This window comes from Ruminococcus sp. 5_1_39BFAA, assembly GCF_964240875.1.
Lineage (GTDB): Bacteria > Bacillota > Clostridia > Lachnospirales > Lachnospiraceae > Blautia_A.
The window spans coordinates 391912-413737 of record NZ_CAXSVO010000002.1; the positions used below are offsets into that span (position 1 = coordinate 391912).

At 46.1% G+C, this 21826-nt stretch carries 26 protein-coding genes and 1 riboswitch; of the genes, 16 read left to right on the forward strand and 10 right to left on the reverse strand.

Annotated features, from left to right (window positions below):
• Positions 1-39 precede the first annotated feature (39 nt).
• The 3 genes from ACESZH_RS04510 to ACESZH_RS04520 all read right to left on the reverse strand — a co-directional run bounded on the left by ACESZH_RS04510 (position 40) and on the right by ACESZH_RS04520 (position 3582).
• Positions 40-867 (reverse strand): transporter substrate-binding domain-containing protein, encoded by an 828-nt coding sequence (locus ACESZH_RS04510; RefSeq protein ID WP_373211986.1) that lies wholly within the window; start codon positions 865-867, stop codon positions 40-42.
• 58 nt (positions 868-925) lie between these two features.
• On the reverse strand, positions 926-1648 hold the full coding sequence (locus ACESZH_RS04515) for an amino acid ABC transporter ATP-binding protein (protein ID WP_373212795.1): 723 nt from the start codon (positions 1646-1648) through the stop codon (positions 926-928).
• A gap of 272 nt (positions 1649-1920) precedes the next feature.
• Entirely contained in the window at positions 1921-3582 is a 1662-nt protein-coding gene (locus ACESZH_RS04520; RefSeq protein ID WP_373211984.1) for an acetolactate synthase large subunit, read from the reverse strand.
• A gap of 224 nt (positions 3583-3806) precedes the next feature.
• Between ACESZH_RS04520 and ACESZH_RS04525 the strand changes: the two genes are divergently transcribed.
• From ACESZH_RS04525 to ACESZH_RS04555, 7 genes are all read left to right on the forward strand, one after another.
• A complete protein-coding gene (locus ACESZH_RS04525) occupies positions 3807-4250 on the forward strand; it encodes a hypothetical protein (protein ID WP_373211982.1) in 444 nt (147 codons plus the stop codon).
• Between the two features lie 30 nt (positions 4251-4280).
• Positions 4281-4643 (forward strand): CidA/LrgA family protein, encoded by a 363-nt coding sequence (locus ACESZH_RS04530; protein WP_373211979.1) that lies wholly within the window; start codon positions 4281-4283, stop codon positions 4641-4643.
• Entirely contained in the window at positions 4640-5332 is a 693-nt protein-coding gene (locus ACESZH_RS04535) for an LrgB family protein (RefSeq protein ID WP_373211976.1), read from the forward strand. The genes ACESZH_RS04530 and ACESZH_RS04535 overlap by 4 nt, the downstream gene beginning before the upstream one ends.
• Positions 5333-5541: 209 nt before the next feature.
• Complete coding sequence (locus tag ACESZH_RS04540) at positions 5542-5808, forward strand: hypothetical protein (protein ID WP_373211973.1); 267 nt, start codon at positions 5542-5544, stop codon at positions 5806-5808.
• A 13-nt stretch (positions 5809-5821) separates the two neighbouring features.
• On the forward strand, positions 5822-6808 hold the full coding sequence (locus tag ACESZH_RS04545; RefSeq protein WP_373211970.1) for a helix-turn-helix transcriptional regulator: 987 nt from the start codon (positions 5822-5824) through the stop codon (positions 6806-6808).
• An 11-nt stretch (positions 6809-6819) separates the two neighbouring features.
• The gene (locus tag ACESZH_RS04550; protein ID WP_373211967.1) at positions 6820-7800 is read left to right on the forward strand and encodes a biotin--[acetyl-CoA-carboxylase] ligase; all 981 of its coding nucleotides are present in this window, start codon (positions 6820-6822) and stop codon (positions 7798-7800) included.
• A 150-nt stretch (positions 7801-7950) separates the two neighbouring features.
• Positions 7951-8805, forward strand: coding sequence for a hypothetical protein (locus ACESZH_RS04555; protein ID WP_373211965.1), 855 nt, complete (start codon positions 7951-7953; stop codon positions 8803-8805).
• 70 nt (positions 8806-8875) lie between these two features.
• Here the strand turns inward: ACESZH_RS04555 and ACESZH_RS04560 are convergent, their stop codons facing one another.
• From ACESZH_RS04560 to ACESZH_RS04570, 3 genes are read right to left on the reverse strand one after another with little or no spacing between them, the layout of a single operon-like run.
• A complete protein-coding gene (locus tag ACESZH_RS04560; RefSeq protein WP_373211962.1) occupies positions 8876-9598 on the reverse strand; it encodes a hypothetical protein in 723 nt (240 codons plus the stop codon).
• A gap of 2 nt (positions 9599-9600) precedes the next feature.
• Positions 9601-10107: a hypothetical protein gene (locus ACESZH_RS04565; RefSeq protein ID WP_373211959.1), complete on the reverse strand. Its 507-nt coding sequence runs from the start codon at positions 10105-10107 to the stop codon at positions 9601-9603.
• Entirely contained in the window at positions 10108-10587 is a 480-nt protein-coding gene (locus ACESZH_RS04570) for an RNA polymerase sigma factor (RefSeq protein WP_373211957.1), read from the reverse strand.
• A 175-nt stretch (positions 10588-10762) separates the two neighbouring features.
• Here ACESZH_RS04570 and ACESZH_RS04575 point away from each other — a divergent pair, with 175 nt between their 5' ends.
• Entirely contained in the window at positions 10763-11914 is a 1152-nt protein-coding gene (locus ACESZH_RS04575) for an alanyl-tRNA editing protein (RefSeq protein WP_373211954.1), read from the forward strand.
• Between the two features lie 14 nt (positions 11915-11928).
• Positions 11929-12801 (forward strand): amidohydrolase family protein, encoded by an 873-nt coding sequence (locus ACESZH_RS04580; protein ID WP_373211952.1) that lies wholly within the window; start codon positions 11929-11931, stop codon positions 12799-12801.
• Positions 12802-12811: 10 nt separating this feature from the next.
• Here the strand turns inward: ACESZH_RS04580 and ACESZH_RS04585 are convergent, their stop codons facing one another.
• Together ACESZH_RS04585 and ACESZH_RS04590 are read right to left on the reverse strand one after the other, a co-directional pair.
• Complete coding sequence (locus ACESZH_RS04585) at positions 12812-13957, reverse strand: hypothetical protein (RefSeq protein WP_373211950.1); 1146 nt, start codon at positions 13955-13957, stop codon at positions 12812-12814.
• A 24-nt stretch (positions 13958-13981) separates the two neighbouring features.
• A complete protein-coding gene (locus ACESZH_RS04590; protein WP_373211949.1) occupies positions 13982-14200 on the reverse strand; it encodes a hypothetical protein in 219 nt (72 codons plus the stop codon).
• Positions 14201-14405: 205 nt separating this feature from the next.
• A riboswitch (THF riboswitch) is annotated at positions 14406-14518 on the forward strand.
• Between the two features lie 89 nt (positions 14519-14607).
• On the opposite strand from ACESZH_RS04590, the gene ACESZH_RS04595 reads away from it, so the two are divergent.
• Positions 14608-15168: a folate family ECF transporter S component gene (locus ACESZH_RS04595; RefSeq protein WP_373211947.1), complete on the forward strand. Its 561-nt coding sequence runs from the start codon at positions 14608-14610 to the stop codon at positions 15166-15168.
• A gap of 138 nt (positions 15169-15306) precedes the next feature.
• Here ACESZH_RS04595 and ACESZH_RS04600 read toward each other — a convergent pair whose 3' ends face one another.
• Complete coding sequence (locus ACESZH_RS04600; RefSeq protein ID WP_373211946.1) at positions 15307-16053, reverse strand: GNAT family N-acetyltransferase; 747 nt, start codon at positions 16051-16053, stop codon at positions 15307-15309.
• Between the two features lie 84 nt (positions 16054-16137).
• Positions 16138-16752 carry an SGNH/GDSL hydrolase family protein gene (locus tag ACESZH_RS04605; protein ID WP_373211945.1) on the reverse strand — a complete coding sequence of 205 codons (615 nt, stop codon included), beginning with the start codon at positions 16750-16752 and terminating at the stop codon, positions 16138-16140.
• Between the two features lie 264 nt (positions 16753-17016).
• Between ACESZH_RS04605 and ACESZH_RS04610 the strand changes: the two genes are divergently transcribed.
• From ACESZH_RS04610 to ACESZH_RS04635, 6 genes are read left to right on the forward strand one after another with little or no spacing between them, the layout of a single operon-like run.
• On the forward strand, positions 17017-17529 hold the full coding sequence (locus tag ACESZH_RS04610; RefSeq protein WP_373211943.1) for a prepilin peptidase: 513 nt from the start codon (positions 17017-17019) through the stop codon (positions 17527-17529).
• A complete protein-coding gene (locus tag ACESZH_RS04615) occupies positions 17526-18539 on the forward strand; it encodes a hypothetical protein (protein WP_373211942.1) in 1014 nt (337 codons plus the stop codon). Before ACESZH_RS04610 ends, ACESZH_RS04615 begins: the two co-directional genes overlap by 4 nt.
• A complete protein-coding gene (locus tag ACESZH_RS04620) occupies positions 18536-19726 on the forward strand; it encodes a CpaF family protein (protein ID WP_373211941.1) in 1191 nt (396 codons plus the stop codon). Before ACESZH_RS04615 ends, ACESZH_RS04620 begins: the two co-directional genes overlap by 4 nt.
• On the forward strand, positions 19723-20526 hold the full coding sequence (locus ACESZH_RS04625; protein WP_373211940.1) for a type II secretion system F family protein: 804 nt from the start codon (positions 19723-19725) through the stop codon (positions 20524-20526). The genes ACESZH_RS04620 and ACESZH_RS04625 overlap by 4 nt, the downstream gene beginning before the upstream one ends.
• 8 nt (positions 20527-20534) lie before the next feature.
• Positions 20535-21557: a type II secretion system F family protein gene (locus ACESZH_RS04630; protein ID WP_373211939.1), complete on the forward strand. Its 1023-nt coding sequence runs from the start codon at positions 20535-20537 to the stop codon at positions 21555-21557.
• Between the two features lie 60 nt (positions 21558-21617).
• Positions 21618-21797 (forward strand): Flp1 family type IVb pilin, encoded by a 180-nt coding sequence (locus ACESZH_RS04635; RefSeq protein WP_373211937.1) that lies wholly within the window; start codon positions 21618-21620, stop codon positions 21795-21797.
• Positions 21798-21826 lie beyond the last annotated feature (29 nt).

The following is a 21826-nucleotide window of genomic DNA, read 5'->3' on the forward strand; positions in this document are numbered from 1 at the left end:
TCCTTTACCATTTCATTACTGGATATGCGGGGATATCGCTTACTGGATCTCCCACTCTTCGATCATTTTATCGATGGTTCCGTCATCCAGCATAGAGGTTACCTTGTCATCCACAAGCTTTGCAAGACCTTCATTTTCCTTAGCAGAAGCAACGCCGTATTCCTGTTCTGCGAAACGGTCGTCCAGGATCATATTGGAATCGTTCACATATCCGGAAAGGATCGCACGGTCTACAGAGAAGCAGTCGATCTGATTGGTGGCAAGAGCCTGTGCAAGTGCCGGATATCCGTCAAATTCCTGGAACTCCGGTTTGATATCAATACCGTTCTCCTCAATGTAAGCGTTGAAGCTGTCTTTTGTGGTGGAAGACTGTGCCACACCGATGATCTTCCCGTCCAAGTCTTCGATGGATTCAATGCCGGATGATTTGTTTACAAGAAGTCCAACTGCATCTGTGAAGTACGGAGTGGAGAAATTGTAGGTTTCTTTTCTTTCATCTGTGATGGTGAAGGTTGCGATAACCAGGTCGATCTCTCCATTTTCAAGAAGAGGTCCTCTTGTCTTAGCCGTAACACCCTGGAATTCTACCAGATCTTTTTCCTTTGCTTCATCAGCAGTGCATCCAAAGATTTCACCTGCGATCTCATATGCAAGGTCATCTTCAAAACCTTCGTATTCTTCCGTCTCGGTATTCTGGAGGCTGAATTTCGGAACATCGGCTTTGCATCCTACTTTCAGGACGCCTTTGTCGATGATTGCCTGAACATCTTCCGGTACTTCCTCTGCTCTGACTGAGATGGTGCTGCCAACCATAGTTCCTACCATCATAGCTGCGGCAGCGAGAGCGAATAATCTTTTTTTCATCATAATAAACTCCTCCTTGAAAAATAATTTATATCTGAAGAGATAAAAACCTCCAGAAAACTTAGTGTAATATTTTGCTTAAAAAAGCTTTGGTTCTTTCGTGCTGCGGATTTTCGAAGAAGTGTTCAGGCGTGCCTTCCTCCAGAATGTAACCGCCGTCCATGAAGATGACTCTGTCAGCAACCTCTCTTGCAAATCCCATCTCGTGAGTGACACAGATCATGGTGATGTTTTCCTGTGCCAGCTCCACCATAACATTCAATACTTCCTGAACCATTTCCGGGTCCAGTGCCGAAGTTGGCTCATCAAAAAGGATGAGAGGCTGTTTGGTACAGAGTGCCCTGGCTATGGCGACACGCTGCTGCTGACCACCGGAAAGCTGGGCAGGATAGCTGCCTGCTTTTTCTTTTAATCCTACACGTTCCAGGCAATCCATTGCATGCTGGATGGCCTCTTTTTTGGGCACATGCTGGAGTTTCGTGGGGGCTAACGTAAGGTTTTCCAAAACGGTGAGATGAGGGTAGAGATTAAACTGCTGGAAAACCATGGAGGAATATTTTTTTGCCATTTCCAGGTGATTCTTTTTGGTCACCTCAGTACCTGCAATCGAAATCTTTCCGGAGGTTGGCTCCTCCAGATAGTTGATGCAGCGGATAAAAGTGGATTTGCCGGAGCCGGAAGGTCCGATGATGACCAGCTTTTCTCCTTCCTCTACGGTAAGGTTAATTCCTTTCAGAACCTCTAAATCTCCAAAATTTTTTTTCAGGTTCTCAACTTTTACCATGTCAGCCATTTGGTCTCCTTCTTTCTGATTTCTTATGCCGAAGCGCGGCTGCGTCAGCAACAATCTTTTGATACAAAAAAAGGTGCTCTGTCTGCATTTCCTGCTGACAAAGCACCTTTGCTTATCGGTTTTTGCTATGAGCGTATTATAGGCGCAAATTTTTTGAAAAGTCAATCCTTAAAAAAGAAAAAACATAATTTTGTTAAAATTGACCAATTTGAACCAAATTTTTAGAGAAAAATCGGGAAGTTACTCATGTGCCGGAAAGAAACTCAGAGAGTTTCCGAAAGCTCTTTCAGATGAGCGGTTAATTTTACATTTTCGCTGTAATCTACCGGACAGTCCACGATAACAGGAACATTTTGGGCAAAAGCCTCCTCAAGTGTGGGCAGAAGATCCTCTGCGCGCTCGATGCGATAACCCTTTCCGTGCATAGCCTCAGCAAACTTCACAAAATCCGGATTGCTGAAATCTACACACTCGGAGTGACCGTACTGATCCATCTGTTTCCATTTGATCAGCCCGTAGGAATCATCGTGAAAGATGAGCGTGACAATAGGAAGCTGCTCACGGAAAGCTGTTTCCAGCTCCTGGCAGTTCATCATGAAACCGCCGTCCCCTGTAACTGCCAGAACCCTTTTTTCCGGATAAAGGAGTTTTGCGGCAATGGCGCCCGGCACGGCAATTCCCATGGATGCAAAGCCGTTGGAAATGATACAGGTGTTGGGAAGATAGCAGTGATAGTGGCGGGCGATCCACATTTTATGCGCACCCACATCCGAAATCAGGATATCCTCCGGATTCATGACTTTCCGGATGTCGGAAAGGATCTTCTGGGGCTTGACAGGAAAGCTGAAATCCTCCTCGTACTGATCGTATTCTTTCATCATGAGTTCCTTTATTTTCAGAACGGCTTCCGGTTCTGCACTGCGGCGGCAGCGGTAGGAAATGTTGTCCAGTGAGTTAGAGATATCCCCTACGACCTCCACTGCTGTCTGATAATATTTATTGATGTGGGCAGGGCAGCAGTCTACGTGAATAATGGTTTTATCTTTGTTCGGATTCCATTTTTGAGGAGCATATTCCACCAGGTCGTAGCCTATGGCAATTACAACATCAGCCTCCTCCAGTATCTTGTTCTGGTAATCCTTTTGGGGGATTCCGATCGTCCACATGGAATATTTATTATCAAAAGGGATGATTCCCTTTGCCATCATAGTATGTACAACCGGAATCTTCAGCTTTTCCGCAAAGTTTGTTACAGCCTGGGCTGCCTGGGCGCGGACAGCTCCGGCACCTGCAAGAATAACGGGAGTTTTCGCCTGATACAGCATACCGGCGGCAAACTCAACAGTGTTTAAATCTGCAAATTCCTTTGGCTCCAGCTTTTTAGGAAGAGGATGCTCGTTTGCGGAAACGGTCATTTTTCCAATATCCACGGGTAGGTCGATATGGGTAGCGCCGGGCTTTTGGCTTTCTGCGTATTTAAAGGAAAGCCGGACGATCTCACTGATAGTCTCCGGTTTCCTGACCATCTTGGTTCTCTTTGTGATAGGTTCAAACATTTTGGTAAGATTTAAAAACTGGTGGGAGGTGATGTGCATACGCTCCGTATCTACCTGACCTGTGATCGCTACAAGAGGTGCTCCGTCAGAATCTGCGTCAGCCACACCGGTGACCAGGTTTGTGGCGCCAGGCCCAAGGGTTGCCAGACAAACACCGGCGCGCCCGGTAAGTCTGCCGTAAACATCTGCCATAAAAGCGGCGCCCTGCTCATGGCGTGTGGTAATAAAACGGATTCCTGGATGTTTAGACAGGGCTTCGATGACAGCCAGATTTTCTTCTCCGGGAATGCCGAAAATGACTTCAACACCTTCCTCCTCCAGACATTCAACTAATAATTCTGCGGCTGTTTTGGATGCTTCTTTTTCCATGATTAAATTCCTCTTTCCATTAGAATGTAAATGCCGGGAAAAAAGAAAGGACACACAGACCATTGTCCGTGTGCCCCATTGCACTTTTTTCGAATGCCCTAATTATAGTGACCTGTTTCGGGAAAGTCAAGAGCGGTTTTTGAAAAAAGACCCCTTTGCAATGAGAACAGGATAGGAGTATAATGTCCTCAGCGTATGAGGAAGACAGAGAAAGGGGCATAAGGTTGGAAAAAAAGAAAGTTGACATAAAATTTACGATAGGAATGATCATCCTGGTCGCAGTATTTGTGGTAATGGGAAGTTCCTTTTGGAAGGTAGTGGCTCTGCAGGCGGAAAAGGATATGGCAGAGGAAGCGAGACAGGAAGAGGAGGCCATCCGTGCTATTTGTGTGGAAGCGGGAGAATTGTTGAAGGAACAGGTATTTGTGGACATGGACACGAAAACAGTTTTTAAGGCTGACATCCCGAAAGAAGGAATTTATAACAGGAATGATAAGCTGATCGCAGGAGATGTGCTGGAAAACGGCGATATGGTAAAAATCTACGGAGATAATATTATGACAAGATCAATTCCGGCCCAGTATCCCGGTGTCACAAAGATGAAGCGTATGGGAAGGGCAACCCTGGAGGAGCTTGAGCCATACCTGGAAATTGTGAATAACATGTAGGATCCTGCTAAGAAAGGTGGATAACGTAAGATGAAATACTTAAAGCAGTTTTGGATCATTTTGCTGGTTTCTGCGCTGGGGGAAGGGCTGAGGGTGCTTTTGCCGCTGCCTGTACCGGCCAGCGTTTATGGGCTTATTCTTATGCTGGCGGCATTGCTGTGCGGCGTGATCAAGCTGGAACAGGTGGAAAATGCGGCTGATTTTCTGGTGGAGATCATGCCGGTAATGTTTATCCCTGCAGGCGTGGGGCTTTTAAATGCCTGGGGCGCCTTACAGCCCATTTGGGTTCCGGTGGCAGTCATTACGGTTGTCACTACGATCATCGTCATGGTGGTCACAGGGCGGACAACGCAGTTTGTGATAAAAAAGGACAGAAGGAGGCTGGAGAAGTGACATCATTTTTGGAAAGTTCTTTATTTTTTGGCGCTGCAGTCAGCCTGATCGCCTACGAGATCGGCTTACTCTTAAAGAAAAAGTTTAAACTGGCAGTTTTTAACCCTCTTCTCATTGCGATTTTGTGTGTAATGGGGATACTGACCGTATTGGATGTTGATTACGAAACCTACAATGAGGGTGCAAAATACATCAGCTATCTGCTCACGCCGGCAACGGTCTGCCTGGCGATCCCGCTGTACCGCCAGATGCATCTGCTGAAAAAAAACATCAAAGCAGTTATTGCCGGGATATTGTCAGGGGTGCTGGCAAGTATGGTGAGCGTGCTGGTTTTTGCAAAGCTTTTCGGTCTTTCCCATGAAGAATATGTAACATTGCTTCCGAAATCCATCACCACAGCCATTGGAATGGGTGTGTCAGAGGAACTGGGAGGCATTGTCACCATTACAGTAGCGGTCATCATCATTACCGGTGTGCTTGGGAATATGATCGCGGAAGCAGTATATAAGGTGGCAAAAATCGAGGAACCGATTGCAAAGGGCCTGGCGCTTGGAACCTCTGCCCATGCCATCGGCACAGCGAAGGCCATGGAGATCGGAGAGGTAGAAGGTGCCATGAGCAGCCTGGCGATCGCAGTGGCTGGACTTGTTACGGTGGTTGTTTCTTCTGTGTTTGCAGGCTTGTTGTGATTTGAGATATTGTGCATAGCTTCGGAGTTTTCCGGAGCTTTTTTCTTTTTTTTGATAAAAAAGAACATATATTCGTACTTGATTTTGTGAAAAACAAACAAACTTTCGACAAAATCAGTTTCATCCCGTTTTATTGGACTTATATTGTGGTAAGATATAAATACAGAGAAAACATGTTCGCGAAAATGCGTTCGAAAAAGGAGGAGTATATGATGTGGAGTGCTGATGAGAGGATCAAGGAAAGAAATATGGCGTTTGCAGGCGGCGGTTACACAGAGAACCGTAGAAATGAGAAAAGTAATCGTAAGCTGTCTGGGACTATGGCGATGATCCTTGGAGTTCTGGTAACATTGGAAATTATGGTGGCAGGTGCCATGATATTTAATTTCGACTTCCGTGGAGCGGATGTTATTGCCTTGATCTTTGCTTTTGTGGTATTATATTCAGGAGTCGTAGCGGTACTGACGGATAAATAGGAGCAGAGTATATATGCCGAAATCATTCCAGCAGAAAATGAAAATTTTATATTTGATGCGGGCCTTCATGGAACGTACAGATGAGCGGCATCCCATGACAGTGAAGGATATCATGGCATATCTGGAGGAGTTCGGAATTCGGGTGGAGAGAAAGACCATATACGATGATATCGAAACTCTGCGCGTTTTTGGAATGGATATTGAGAACCGCAGAGAAAGGCCGTCAGGATTCTACCTTGCTGACAGAAATTTTGAGCTTGCGGAGCTGAAGCTTCTGGTGGATGCGGTGCAGTCATCCAGGTTTATCACTGCCGGAAAATCACGGCAGCTCATACAGAAGCTGGAGAGCCTTACCAGTATTTATCAGGCTAAGGAGCTGCAGCGTCAGGTCATTGTAGAGACACGTGTAAAAACCCTGAATGAGAGTATTTATTATAACATTGACGAGATTCATAAGGCGATATCCCAGGAAAAACAGATAAGCTTCCAGTATTATGAGTGGACGGTGTCAAAGGAAATGCGTCTGAAAAAAGATGGAGAACGTTACCGCATCAGTCCGTGGCATATGATCTGGAAGGATGAGAATTATTATCTGATCGGCCTGGATGAGAAAAGCGGGATCGTAAAGCATTACCGTGTAGACAAAATGCTGAAGATCACAGTGGAAGAGGCCGGACGGAACGGAGCGGAGATATTTGAGAACTTTGATGCTGCCAAATTTGCGGCAGGCACATTCGGGATGTTTGGCGGAAGAGAGGAACGTGTAAGCCTGGAATTTGAGAATCGTCTGGTAGGAGTGGTACTGGATCATTTCGGGCAGGAGATCATTATAATAGGCAAGGATGAGAACCATTCCGGTACGCATGTACATGTCAACGTGAGCAGTCAGTTTTTTGGCTGGCTGGCCGGGCTTGGATCCGGGATAACCATAGTATCTCCGGAGAATGTCCGCAGGGAATACAGAGACTTTCTGAAAAAGGCCCTGGAAAACTATGTGTAAAGGAAGAAAAAATGACGGTCAAATCCAGACTTTTGGAATTATTGGAGCAGCATAAAGGGGAAACCATGTCGGGAGAGCGCCTTGCAGAAGAGCTGACATGCACTCGTGCTGCAGTATGGAAGGCAGTAAAGGCGCTTCGGGAAGAGGGCTATACCATTGAGGCAGGACCAAATAAAGGATATATGCTTGCCAGGGACAGCAACCGCTTATCCGTGGAGGGACTCAGGCTTTATCTCAAGGAACCCCAGACTCTGGTAAAGATTTATGACCAGGTGAACTCTACGAATCAGTGGGCAAAAAAAGCCGCAGTGAGCGGTGAGGCAGGACACGGTTCTTTTATCATGGCGTTGGAGCAGACAGCGGGAAGAGGAAGAAGGGGACGCGGCTTTTACTCTCCACGGGATGCAGGCCTGTATCTCAGTGTGATTCTGGAACCAGAGGAAACACTGAAGGAGAGCCTTCTGATCACCACAGCAGCGGCCACAGCGGTATATAAAGCTGTTCGGAAAGTATGCGGTGTGTCATTAGATATTAAGTGGGTCAATGATCTGTACCGAAATGGGAGAAAAGTATGTGGGATCCTGACAGAGGCAGTGACAGACTTTGAAAGCGGTGATATCCAGTTTGCGGTGGTAGGTATCGGGCTGAATCTTTACCTGGTTGAAGAGGAGCTTCCATCTGAGCTTGTTGGAGTGGTTGGTGCAGTATTTGACACTCGGAAGGAGGCTGAGGCGACAGATCGCAATCGTCTGGCAGCAGAGATCGTGAATGCGCTTCTGGAGGAGACGAAGGATTTAAAGCTGTCCCGGGAATATGTGGAGCATAACATTGTGCCGGGCAGAGAAATTGAAATTATAGATGGAGAAAGAAGCCGCCGTGCGAAAGCGCTGTCCATCTGTCCGGATGGCAGACTGCTGGTACAGGAGCATGACGGCGGACAGAGCAGACTTTCCTACGGAGAAGTTTCTATCTGTATAAAAGGGGAGAGCTGATTACCGGAAGGAAATACCAGTTTACAGGCAATAAGGGCTGAAATGATATGCTCATTATATACATGCTGCTGTGACGGCGGAAGTCAAAGTCTTACAGCAGTGCGACAGGGTCATTGACCCTCGCGGAAATATAGAACAGGAGGGATGCGTATGAAGAAAAGAAGAATTTTACAGGTCCTGCTCATTTGTTTCCTGATGCTTGGAATCTGCATGGTACCTGCAAAAAAAGTTCAGGCTGCAGGTCCTACGGCTGCGACACTAAGGGCTAATAAGACCTATAAGACCTATGACATAACCGGAGATGGAAATAAGGACAGGTTCCGGGTCGGAACTGTCTACGACAGCCAGCATGAGGCATGTACGGGACTTTCCGTTCGTATTAATAATAAAGTTGTTTATACCCTTTCTGATTCACATTTTTACAATGTGACCATTGAACGGTATACTTTGAAGAACGGCAAGCCATTTATTTACATTTGCACAAAAGGGGACAATGACTACGCAGATTTATGTGCGCTGTTCCAGTACAGGTCAGGCAAATTCAGAAAAGTCATTGATTTCCGGACACTGTTCGGAAATCACGGGTCGAATAAGAGCGGAAGGATCGTAAAAATTTCCGGAGATACGGTGACCGCCCGGTTTTATCTGATGTCTTATACAGTGGGTCCCTGCAACATCGAATACACCTATAAATATTCCGGCGGTACCCTGAAACGAAGCAGTAAATACGGTACCTTTGACAGTATCTATACCAATGGAAGAGATAATCGTACCTTTGTTGCCAATAGGAACTTCGCGGTATTTAAGTCACCGGGAAGCACCGCAAAGGCCTTCACCCTGAAAAAGGGAAAAAAGGTGACCGCTACAGGCAAGTGCTGGCTGTATAACGGAAAGATGTATATCCAGATTAAATATAAGAAAAACTATGCGTGGGTGAAAGCGGCATCTGTACTTCCTTCTTCACCAAGTCTGCAGTTGTTTTCAAATGTAACTTACGTAGGATAAATATAATTATGTAGTAAACAGGACCGTCACTTTTGTGGCGGTCCTGTTTACGGTAAAGGATTTTGGTGAATCAAAGGTTTGGGTTGGAAGAGTCGGGCAGGGGGGGCTGATTTGGATCTATAACATCTGATTCAGGGCTTGATTGCGGGGAATCATTGCTGCTGGCATCTTCATTCGCAAAGCTGTCTGACTGTTCAGAAGACTGTGAAGCAAATGGCTGTTGGTAAGGGCGATATGGCTCCCAGTAATGCTCCTGGAATTCGTGATCCGCATCTTTACGGCCCAGTCTCTTTTTCTTTCCGGTGAGAATGTAATAGCCGGCAAGGATGATCACGATAGCGATGATAACCTGCGGAATCCGGTAAAGGATATCACTGATCATATATCCCAGATAATTGGGGAATAACCAGTACAGCATATCTGTGAAATTATTCCAGAGAATAGCAACACCAAATACGATCATAAGAATTGCCAGAATCTTTCGGTATTTGGGAAGAAAATCTGCGCCATCTCCCAGGAGTCTGTCTAAATGAAGAATGTAATTATCTTCAATGGAATAAAACTCTTCATCAGGAAGAGATTTTAAATTGTGGACATTGAAGAAGCTATAGAACCAGATGATGGGAAGGAAAATCGTCATAAATCCCAGGTCGAAGCCTCCGGCAATGCCAACGATTGCCCAGAAGAGGAACATAATACTGAGTCCCTGTTTCATAAACCCCATATACATTTCTCCGGCACCGGGTATTAAGGAGCAGACAAATAACCACAGTCCTTTTCGTTTTCTTTGCATTTTTAAAAACCTCCATTTGCTATTTTTTTGGAAAGATTGCTCAGATAATCACTGATCTTATCTGAACCATTGGAAAGTCCTTCACTGATGCCGATGGAAAAATCCTTTAAATGATTAGTAGTTCCAGGTCTTTCGGTTTGCTCAGTCTGCTCGATAACAGCAGTCTGACGGGCGCCAAAGGAAGAAAACTCCGCTTGGCAGATACTAAAAAGCAGGAGTAGGGCTACCAGAACTCCCACAGCCGTATGCAGTCCTTCATATAACAGTTTCATCTTATAAGAAGTCTCAGCAACGGATTTCTCTGCTTTTACATCCATAGAAGCAGTCCTTGCAAGAATCTGTTCTTTGAGATAAACAGGAGCGGCGGCGGGGGGATCCTGGGATTCCCGGTTGATCATCTGGTCCAGACAGTAGTCACAGTTGTCCAGGTGTTCCAGAAAAGCAATCATATCTTTGGTTTCCATCTCGTTATTTTGGAATTTGTCTAAAGCATTTTTATCGATATGCACCTAATCACTCCTTTCAGTCAACATTTTCTTTAACATATTTTTAGCTCGGTAAAGCTGGGTCTGAATGGTTTTCGGGTTTTTATTTTCTTTGCGGGCGATTTCCGTTACAGAGAACTGGTCACAAAAATGAGAGACAGCCACCTCACGGTAAGGGCTTTTCAGGCGTTGGCAGAGCTGCCGCACCTGATTATCAGAATCTGCCAGCAGATATTCCTCCTCGGGGGAAGAGTTGGAATCCGGCAATTGGGAGAAATAGATATCCTCCGTAGGAATTGTGCGCCGTCCGGCCGCTTTCAGGTAGTCCAGGCATTTACGAACTGCAATTTTACTTAACCAGGCTTTTTCATAAGTACCGTCAAAACGGGAAAGATTTTTGTAGGCGGATATAAACACGTCCTGGGTCAGATCTTCGGCGTCAAAAGGGTTGCCGATAGATTTTAAACATATGGAATATACTAAATTCTGATACTGCTCGATCAAATATTCCAGATATTGTTCATGTGTGATGATATCAGCCCCCTTCCTTGCCCGTTCACTAATTATAACGCATTGGTGAAGAAAATCACTTCAAATTGTTTCGGATTTGTAAAAAAAATTGCACAGAGTCATGATTTGGTCTATACTGTTAAGGTAAAGTCAGCAGGAGGATAGACAAATGACGGAAACAAGACGTTTATATTATGAGAATGTATATAAAAAAGAATTTGAAGCAAAGGTGCTGGAGTGCAGGGAAGGAAAGAAGGGCTTTCAGATTATTCTGGATGAAAGCGCTTTTTATCCGGAAGGCGGCGGTCAGCCAAGCGACACAGGATATCTGAATCAGATAAAGGTGAAGGAAGTCCATGAGAAGGACGGAGAATTGCTCCATTATACGGATGAGGCAATAGAGCCGGGAACAACAGTTATGGGAAAAATTGACTGGACGCGCAGATTTGACCTGATGCAGCAGCATTCCGGCGAACATATGGTAAGCGGGCTGGTGCATGAAAAATACGGGTATGACAATGTTGGATTCCATATGGGATCGGATGTGATCACCATTGATTTCAATGGCATATTGGATGATGCTGAGATGGCAGAGATTGAGACATTGGTAAATGAAAAAATCTGGGAAAATGCTCCTGTAGAAATCTTTTTCCCATCTCGCGAAGAACTGGAAAGCCTGGAATACAGAAGCAAAAAGGAATTGACCGGGCAGGTGAGGATCGTACGATTTCCGGGCTGCGATACCTGTGCGTGCTGCGGAACTCATGTGAGCCGTACCGGTGAGATCGGCATGGTGAAACTGCTGTCTGTGGTAAAATTCCGGGATGGTGTGCGTATGGAGATGATATCCGGAAAGCGTGTGCTGAATTATCTGAATATGGTAAACGGGCAGAATCACCAGATTTCGGTGAAGCTTTCCGCGAAAATGGACAAGACTGCCCAGGCGGTGGCAAGGCTGCAGGATGAAAATTTTGCTCTGAAAGGCCGCGTTCACACTATGGAAGAAGAAATGTTTTCCAGAGAGGCGCAGAAGTGGAGTAACGCAGGAAACGTTCTGCTGTTTCAGGAGGGAATGGAAGCGGACAGTGTTCGCAAGCTGGCTGATGCTGTCATGCAGACATGCAAAGGACGCTGCGCCGTATTTTCGAAAAATCCCGACGGAAGCTTTAAGTATGCTATGGGAGAGATAGATGGAGACCTGCGCCAATTTACAAAAGAGATGAACGGTGCGTTAAATGGACGGGGAGGCGGAAAGCCCTTCTTTGTACAAGGCTCCGTGCAGGCAGCAGAAGCGGAGATCAGGAAGTTTTTTGAACAGTAGTCAGAGGTGGGAATATGTTTGGAGAATGCCATGCACATTTGATCATGGATGGTCTGAATTACAAAAAAGCAGTGGAGCTTCACAGGGATGGTGTGAAGGACGGGATAATAAGAAAGCATCTGAAAACATACCAGGGGCTTGGTGTGACTTTTGTGCGGGATGGAGGCGATGCCCTTGGCGTGTCAAAAAGGGCAAAGAAACTGGCTGGCGAGTATGGAATTGATTACAGGACACCGATTTTTGCCATTCATAAAAACGGTCACTACGGAGCTATAGTAGGACGCGGATTTGACAGCATGAAGGAGTACCATGGGCTTGTTCTGGAGGCAAGTGCAGAGGGTGCGGATTTTATTAAGATCATGACAACAGGGCTGATGGATTTTGACAATCACGGCAATGTGACTGGAACTCCTCTTCCGAAGGAGGAGGTCCAGGAGATGGTACATATCGCTCATGAGGAGGGGATGGCTGTGATGAGCCATACCAACGGCGTATACGGAGTGGCAGCGGCAGTGGAGGCTGGTGTGGACAGTGTGGAGCATGGGAATTATATGGACGAAACGGTCATTTCCATGCTGGCAGACAGCGAAACGGTGTGGGTACCGACGCTGGTGACTGTCCGAAATCTGCTGGGATGCGGCAGATATGAGGATACGGTTATACGCTCCATTATGGAAAACGGCGAGAAAAATCTACGGCTTGCCTTTGAAAAAAGAGTGAAGGTGGCGTTGGGAAGCGATGCGGGAGCATATATGGTTCCTCATGGCGATGGAATTATGAATGAATATCAGGCCTTCCTGACAATCCTTGGAGCTACTCATGAGGTGAACGAGTGGCTGAAGGAAGGAGAAGTAAGGATACGTAAAAAATTCAGGAGAGAGCTGTAAAGCCCTCTCCTTACGCATCTTCGATCTTGATAGATGTATAGATATTTGAAGTTTTTGATCTCGATGGGTTGAATGTAATCCGAACCCAGGAGCCTGCAGCCAGCCCTGAGGTGGAATAATTCTGTGCGCCTTCCGTAAAGCAGGTCACAGAAGCACCATCGGAGGTCTGAAGCGTAATGGTATTTGCAGTAGAGCCGGAGATGGTTCCGGTTACGGTAAAAGCCATATTTCTCTCTGCCATGGTATCAGGGTCTTCTCCGGTCACACCGGTGACCGTGATTCCGGCAAAGGTGTTATCCTTAAGCTCTCCGACATAAGAAATATTGACGTAAGAGCCGGGAGCAGCACCGCCTTTAAAGTGAACGGGAATCTGGGAAAGATCCACATCCACGGTCGTTTCTGAACCGGCGGGAAGTACAGTGAGCACATTGGCAGCAATATTCTGGATAACAGCGTGGAGCTGTTTTTCCTTGTCCTTTTCCTGCCGGGTATCCTGCGCCGGATCCGGAGTGGGCGTTGGTTCCGGGACGGTCAGCGGTTCAATATCAGAAATGCTCAGTACCTTCAGATGGCTTGCATTCAGTACAGTAGCAGTTTCATCTTCTGACTGAGCAAATGCTCCTTTAAAATGAATGTAGACCCAGATGCCTGGTTTGATACCATTCTGGTAGTATTGCAGCGTTCCGGTGATCGGATAAGTGGCAGTTTTCCCTTTTTTGGACTTAATGGTTATTGTGTTGGGAGTCAGGCTTTGGACTTCGCCATGAGCGGTGCGTTCCTCCAACTGGTTTTTGTTATGAAACTCATCCACTACCTTTAATGCTTTCACACTGCTGGTATCTGTATCAGAAAGCTGCCCCTCGTAGATCACACTGATTTCATCCCCGGTGATCATTCCGTCCTGGCATTCCAGAGTTGCCTGTGAAACATCAAATACATAGGTTTGCTCATCTCCCTGTACAGTAAGCTGGCTTCCGGTGAAGTCCAGAAGAGTTCCGGTAATCTCATCCATGTAAACCCGGTGCTTTGCTGTGGCAGTCTCCTGTTCGGCGGAATCCTCTTCATTGATATATTCTTTTATCATATCGCCTAAGGTGCAGCCTGTCATGGTAAAGGCGAGACAGGAGCAGATACATAAAGCAATAAGCTTTTTCATTTATATCCTCCGGTGTTTCCTGCCTTAATGTCTGGTCTTATTTTGCTCCTGGTCCGGTGCAGGAGGCTTGGCAGTGAAATCGAAAACTTCTCTGTAAGCGTCCCATTCTTTTCGGTCGTCCGGTGCCCGGTGCATCAGACCTGTACATTCTGTGCAGGCGTTCGTATCAAGGTAATTGTCATACTGAATGTTATAAGGATTTGAATCTGACACATTTTTGATATTTTTCTTTCCGGTATCCATAAGAATTCCTCCTTAATCGTTGATAAAGTCTCCGATTAGTATGTGGGAAAAATTCTGAACTATGCAGCGATACAGCATAACGGAATAATATCTTAAATTTCACCATAAAAAAGTTCCATAATTTGTGCAGATTAACTGGGTATATTATAGCAAAAACATATTGAAATTTCTACAAATTGTGTTATAATCGCCTTAAATAAATAATAGCGAAGTAGGAATTTATGCGTCAAGTGTTCATTGGCTGGGGAGTCGCCGTGAAACGAAAAGCTAGCAAGAGACAAAGAGGCTGCTTACGATATATTTTCCGCACCCGTTGCTACATGTGAGAACATCTCATAATGTGGAGGGATTATTATTATTTATGGTAACTACTCTATTTTTAAAAACATTATGGAGGTGTTTTTATTATGCAAAAAAACAAACAGCAGTGGAGCGTAAAAACGCTTGTATTTATGGCACTTCTCATTGCCATCCAGTTGGTGCTTTCCCGTGTTATGGTCATTGATCTGGGTGTGTACCGCATCACCTTTGGTACAGTGGCAACCATTTTGGCAGGACTCTGGCTTGGCCCTGTAGCCGGCGGTGTGTGCGGTATGACTGCGGACATCATCGGATGCTTCATGAAGGGCTATGCCATCAACCCGCTGATCACGCTGGCTGCTATCACCTGGGGTGTGGTTCCGGGAGTGGCAAAGAAGCTTATGGCAGAGAAGACGAGAAAGGTAAAAACTGCGATCATCTGTGCAGCCATTGTGATCTCCGCCGTACTGGGAACTCTTGTATTCACTACAGCAGGCTTGGTTATGATCGGCGCTAATTTCTATGGCATTATGCCGGGACGTCTGGTGCAGTTTGCCATTATGACACCAATCTACTGCGTGCTCACCAGTCTGTTATATTTCAGTCCTCTGACCAGTCTTGTGGTAGGCAATGTAACCTCCGTAGGTCTGGAGAAAAAGGCGGTATAAACAGTTTTACATAATAAAAATCTGAATAATATTACAATTGAATATTGATTCGATTCCCCAAAAAATAGAGAGCGCAGCGTTTGCTGCGCTCTTTTCGTACCAAAAGAAAAGACTCTATTTGTTCCAACCACATCTGACTTACGGCTGAACACGGAACCAGTAAGTATAAGCATATTGATAACCCAATGAGACATAAAGTGCCTGGGCTGGGGTGTTGCCTTTGACTACCTGGAGATAGGATTTGGAAGCGCCCTTACGCCTTCCTTCCTTCAGAAGCCCGGTGCAGATCTGGCGGGCATAGCCCATATGCCGGAAATCCTCGCGGACATGGATGGCGTAGATGCCGATGTAATCACGGTCCAGGATTCCCAGTCCGGTGGCCACGATTTTTCCATTGTCCCAAATGGAGGCGCAGATGGTATCCTTTACAATGGCACGATACATGGATGGAACTACAGCGCGGTGAACTGGATTGACAGTTCCCTTCAGGTCAAAAAGGCTTTCAATCCACACATCAGGAATGTCATCTGTAAAATTTACTTTGGGATAAGGATGATCCAGAACACCGTCCTCCAGATTCATAGTCATAACCTGGGTAGTATGCTGAATCCCGTAACCGCGGTTTTCCAGCACATAATCAAAATCCGGGGAAACCAGCGGACTGATCTTAAAAATAGCAGGGCTTCCCAGACGGCGGTATTCATTTTCACAGTAGGATACCTTTTCCCGCCAGGACAATGTGGAAGTGCCGAACTGTTCCACGCTGTTGGTGCGGTGTGTATAAAAATACGAAAAACGGAGAATCCACCCGTCATAAAGCTCCATCTTGTGAGAAGGCCATGCGTTCAGGGACATGTCTTCAATTTCTTTGATCATTTTATTCATGGGAAACCACTCTTTCTAATCTTGTCAGGATTGCATTATTATACATAAAAATGCAATAATATGCAATTATAATTTATACTGACATTACAATTTATCCTGAAACTCAGAGAAGAGTTTTTGTGCCAGAATTTTATGCCCTTGTGCAGTGAGATGAATACCGTCAGGCGTGATCATATCCAGCCCATATCGCCGGGCTTCCTCATTCAGATCTTGATGCAGACGGATATAGGGAAAACTGTATTTATCAGCAAGGGTCAGTATTTTGCCGGACATAGCTTTCACATGGGGAATCCAGTTCCGGTATTCAGCGGGCCAGGGGAAAATAAAGGGTTCCATGAGAATGATGGTTTTGGCGGAATTTGTCAGTATTGTTAACAGTTTATCGTAATGCCTTGAAAATTGAAGCATCATATCTGCCTGTTGCTCTGGCGTGCGGCAGGTATTCATCATCAATCCGATATCATTGATTCCAATCAAAATTGTTATAATATCTGCATCTTTCGCAGCATAGCTTTCCGCATTTTCCAGAAGCCGCGCAACAGTAAAGCCGTCGATTCCGCAGTTGATCATTTCATGCAGGATCCCGGCAGAGGCAAGACTGTGGGAGAGCATTTTTACATACCCATTTCCCAGCGGAGAAGAGGAAAAAAAGCGTCCGCAGTCTGTAATACTATCTCCCAGGCAAAGAATACGAGTCATAAAGTATACCCCCATGTAATGAATTGTGATTGCCGTAAATGCGGCTGTTCAGCTGTTTTGAAGCCTATTATATCTCTTTCGTGGAGATTTGTTTATACTTTTTTTAGAAAAATATGGAAAAAAGCACTGGACAAAATAGTACCTCACGTTCTATAATGAGACTCACCAGAAAACATCTGGTATCGAAGCCGTCAGTTCAGACGGAAATTCCCATTTTACTTAAGAGAAAAAATTTAAAGAACCCTACAGAAAAGGGGTGATAATATGCTGTACAATACCGGACTGCCTATTGTAATGGCAGGAGTGGCAATGGTGTTGGATTTACGGACTGCCAGAGTAGACAACGGATGGATCGTATTTTGTCTGGGAATCGGGCTGGCCGCCCGTCTTTTGGAAAAAGGCCCGGGCGGACTGTGGGATGGTTTTATGGGCATTTTACTGCCCGCAGCAGTATTGGGCTGGCTGTTCCTTTTACGGATGCTGGGAGCAGGGGACATTAAACTTCTTTGTGCTCTTGGCAGCATTCTCGGAGCGGCAAAAATTCTGGAATGTATCTTCTTTTCCATGCTCATCGGAGCAGGCATTTCTGCAGCAATTCTTATTTCTACAGGCGGCATCAGCCAGAGATTCCTCTACTTTATCCTGTATGTCAGGGAGCTTATTAGCACAGGGAAGATAACACCCTATTACCGCGGCGGCATGTCATCACCAGAGAACTTTCATTTTACAGTACCTGTATTTCTAAGTGTAGTGCTTTATGCGGGAGGTGCATATTGAAGAAAAACATTTTTGCAGTCTGCGATCTGGAAGTAGACTACGCCCTGAATTTCATGGATTACTTGAATCAGAAGAAAAATATCCCATTTGAGATCCAGGCATTTACCAGCGTGGAAAGCCTGATCGCTTATGGGAAAAAGACACACATTGAGTTGCTGCTGATTTCCGGAAAGGCGATGTGCCGTCAGGTCCGGGAAATGGATATTGGAAAGATTGTGATCCTGTCCGAAGGAGTACATCCTCCGGAGCTGGATCAGTATCCAAGTGTGTATAAGTATCAGTCTTCTTCAGAGGTAATCCGTGAGGTGATGGCGTGTTACGGAGCAGAAAAAGCCGTAGCGCCGGTTGTTTTTCCTGTGTTGAAAAAGACAACGGAAATTTATGGGGTTTATTCCCCGTTAGGGCGTTGTCTGAAAACTTCCTTTGCATTGGCTATGGGGCAGGTGCTGGCCAGGGAAAGAGCGGTACTTTACCTGAACCTGGAAGAATATTCCGGGTTTGAAGAACTGATGGGAAAAGCCTTTTCCCATAATTTAAGTGACCTGTTGTACTACGTGCGCCAGGATAACCAGAATCTTATCCACAGAATGAACAGTATGATACAGACGGTAAATAATCTGGACTATATCCCGCCTGTGCAGACTCCGGGTGATATCCGGGGAACTGCCTGGCAGGACTGGGAGCGTCTGATTCAGGAAATCGTTATGCACAGCTCTTATGAGATTCTGATACTGGATATGGGCAGCGGAATTGACGAGACATTTCAGATGCTGGATATGTGTGCAAGGATTTATATGCCGGTCCTTACGGATGTGGTATCGGTCAGCAAGGTTGCGCAGTTTGAGAACCTGGTGAGAATCTGGGATTTTCCCCAGATTTTGTCAAAGACAGTGAAGGTAAGGCCGCCCTTTCACATGGGAAGCGGACCTGCAGAGGCATATGTTGAGGGGCTTCTGTGGAGTGAACTGGGTGACTATGTAAGGGAAGTGCTGAGAAAGGAGAGCGTATGAGCAGAGAGACATTCCGTAAGCTTCGCCAGCTTTTGATGGAAAAGCTGGATATATACCGGGAGCTTTCTGATAAAGAAATTTTGGATGCTATTGATGAGTTGATCCTGGACAACATGAGGGATTCCCGTTTTTCCATAAAAGAAAAGGTGCAGCTTCGCCAGGAGCTTTTCTACTCTGTAAGAAAGCTGGACGTGCTTCAGGAGCTGATCGAGGATGAAACGGTGACGGAAATCATGGTGAATGGACCGGATTCCATTTTTGTGGAGCAGGAAGGAAAGGTAAAAAAATGGCACAAAACATTTACATCAAGAGAGAAGCTGGAGGATGTGATCCAGCAGATCGTAGGAAAATGCAACCGGGTTGTAAACGAGTCCATGCCAATTGTGGATGCGAGGCTGGAAAATGGTGCAAGGGTAAACGCGGTGATCCATCCCGTGGCTTTGAATGGGCCGATTCTTACGATCCGCCGTTTCCCGGATAAGCCCATTACCATGGAAAAGCTTGTTGAGCTTGGCAGCCTGCCCGCCGGGTGTGCGGAGTTTTTGGAAAAGCTGGTAAAGGCAGGCTATTCCATGGTCATCGGCGGAGGTACGGGCAGCGGAAAAACCACGTTTCTGGGAGCATTGTCAGAATATATTCCAAAGGATGAGCGGATCATTACCATTGAGGACAATGCGGAACTGAAGATCCAGGGAATTCCCAACCTGGTGAGGTTGGAGGCAAAGATGACGAATGGAAACGGTGCAGAGTCTGTGACGATCCGGGATCTGATCAAAACAGCCTTGAGAATGCGGCCGGACAGGATCGTGGTGGGAGAAGTACGGGGCGGAGAGGCGGTAGATATGCTGCAGGCATTAAACACAGGACACGAGGGAAGCTTAAGCACTGCCCATGCCAACAGCAGCCGGGATATGTTGAGCCGTCTGGAAACGATGACCCTGATGGGGGTAGACCTGCCGCTGGAAGCCATACGGCGTCAGATCGCTTCCGGTGTGGACATACTGATCCATCTGGGCAGAATGAGGGATAAATCCAGGAAGGTTCTGGAAATTACGGAGGTCTGCGGCTATGAAGACGGGGAAATACGTCTTTCGCCGCTCTATCAGTGGCAGGAGGGAAAGGGGCTTTTGGAGACAGCCGCTCTCCTCAACAGAAAAAAGCTGGAACGTGCGGGGGTCAGATTATGAGGAAAAAGGAAAAGGGAAAACAGGGTGCAGAAAAAGCAATGCGGAAGCAGGAAACGGAAAGAAGGGATTACGGCAAATACTGCTACAGCCCTGGCGAAGCGGCGAAGTATCTGGCGCAGAGTATGGCATTGTGTGCCTTGGTAGATTATCTGTTTTACAGAAATTTTTGGGCGTTAGCTCTCATGTCTCCGATTCCGGTATTTTATCTGAAATGGAAAAAGAAGCGCCTGATCCACGAGAGAAAGAAGCGGCTGAATTATCAGTTTAAGGATGCGCTGAATTCCATGAGCGTGGCAGTGCAGGCAGGGTACTCCGTAGAAAATGCAGTTTCCGCTTGTGTGCGGGATCTGGAGCAGCTATATGATGCAGACGAGGATATTCTGGAAGAATTTCGCTATATTCAGGCGCAGCAGCATGTAAGCATTCCTGTGGAAGAGCTTTTTCTTGACCTTGGAGAGAGGAGCCAGGTGGAGGATATTGAAAATTTTGCTTCCGTATTTTACACGGCAAAAAGAACCGGTGGAGATATGGGCAAGGTGATCCAGAAGGTTGCACGGATGTTGGGAGACAGGATCGATGTGAAAAAAGAGATAGAAGCCACGCTTTCTGCAAAAAAATCAGAGCAGTTTATCATGAGCCTGATGCCTGCGGGGATTATTCTCTATTTGCGGCTAAGTTCCCCGGGATTTTTGGATGTGCTGTATGGAAATCCCTTTGGAATCTGTGCGATGACCGTATGTCTGGTGATTTATGGAGGCGCGTACTGGATGGGCAGAAAAATAGTAGATATAGAGGTATAGGAGGGAAAATGTGGCTTCATATTGTCATTTTTGTTATAGTCCCGGCAATTGTTGCCGGGTGGAAAATGGGATGGCTTCCCGCGGAAAAATTTGGGACTGCAAAGGGAAGAAGACTGTTTGTGATGGTGACATTGGCAGGAAATATGATCGGACTGGCGCTTACGTTAAAGGACGGCGGAGGCAGCATTTATTCTGAGGGATATGGACTAAAAAAGGAGGAAGGTTCTTATGAGGAGAAATTCATGGTATCCGTGGATGGAGAAGAAGCAGGCAATATCTACATACAAGTACCGGAAAAGGAAATGGAGCAGGAAGAAGAATTACAGCCGGAGGTACTGACAGAGGAAGAAAGCCGTAAACAAAAGCTGCTGGATGCGGTTATAAAGTATAACGAGGACAAGAACGATCCGGATTATTACTATCTGCCTGCCAGATGGAACGGAAAGCCTCTGGTATGGGCAACGCCTCCCGATAACAGCGGAAACCTTCTGGCAGCCCTGTTTCTGGCAGCAGCGATGGCGCTGGTGGCTGTCAAAGCCAGGGAGGAACAGGCGGCTCTTGCAAAAAGGTACGAGCAGCTTTTGATGGACTATCCCGGACTGATCATGAAATTTACACTACTGGTACAGGCAGGAATGACGGTACGCAGAGCATTTCAGAAAATAGCACTGGACTATAAACGGAAAAGACCTGAAAAGCCCAGGATAGCCTATGAGGAAATCGTGACAGCCTGCAATGAGATGGAAAGCGGTGTTTCTGAGGCAGAAGCTTACAGACGGTTTGGAGAACGGTGCGGGCAGGTGAAATATAAGACCTTTGCCACGCTCCTGATACAAAATCTGCAAAAAGGAAGCCGTTATCTTTCCGACATGCTGGAAAAGGAATCCATGGAGGCATGGGATGACCGCAAAAGAAATGCCAGAGTGCTGGGAGAAGCGGCGACTACGAAGCTTCTGGTGCCCATGGTGCTGATGCTTTTGGTGGTCATGGCTGTGATCATGATTCCGGCGTGCCTGTCCTTTTATGGATGATCCGGTGGGAAGAGGTATGGTTCAGTTATCATCCGGCAAACGAGGAAGGAGGTGAAACGTATGAAGGATATCCGAAAGCTGGCAAAGGAATTTGCCATGGAAGAAGATGCTGTGGGTGTGGTGGAGATTATTTTAATACTTGTGGTGTTGATTGGTCTTGTCATTATCTTTAAAGAACAGCTTACAAATCTGGTGAAATCTATTTTAGCTAAAATAACAAGTCAGAGTAACTCCATTTAAACAATATGTCCGTATTAACGGATACCATG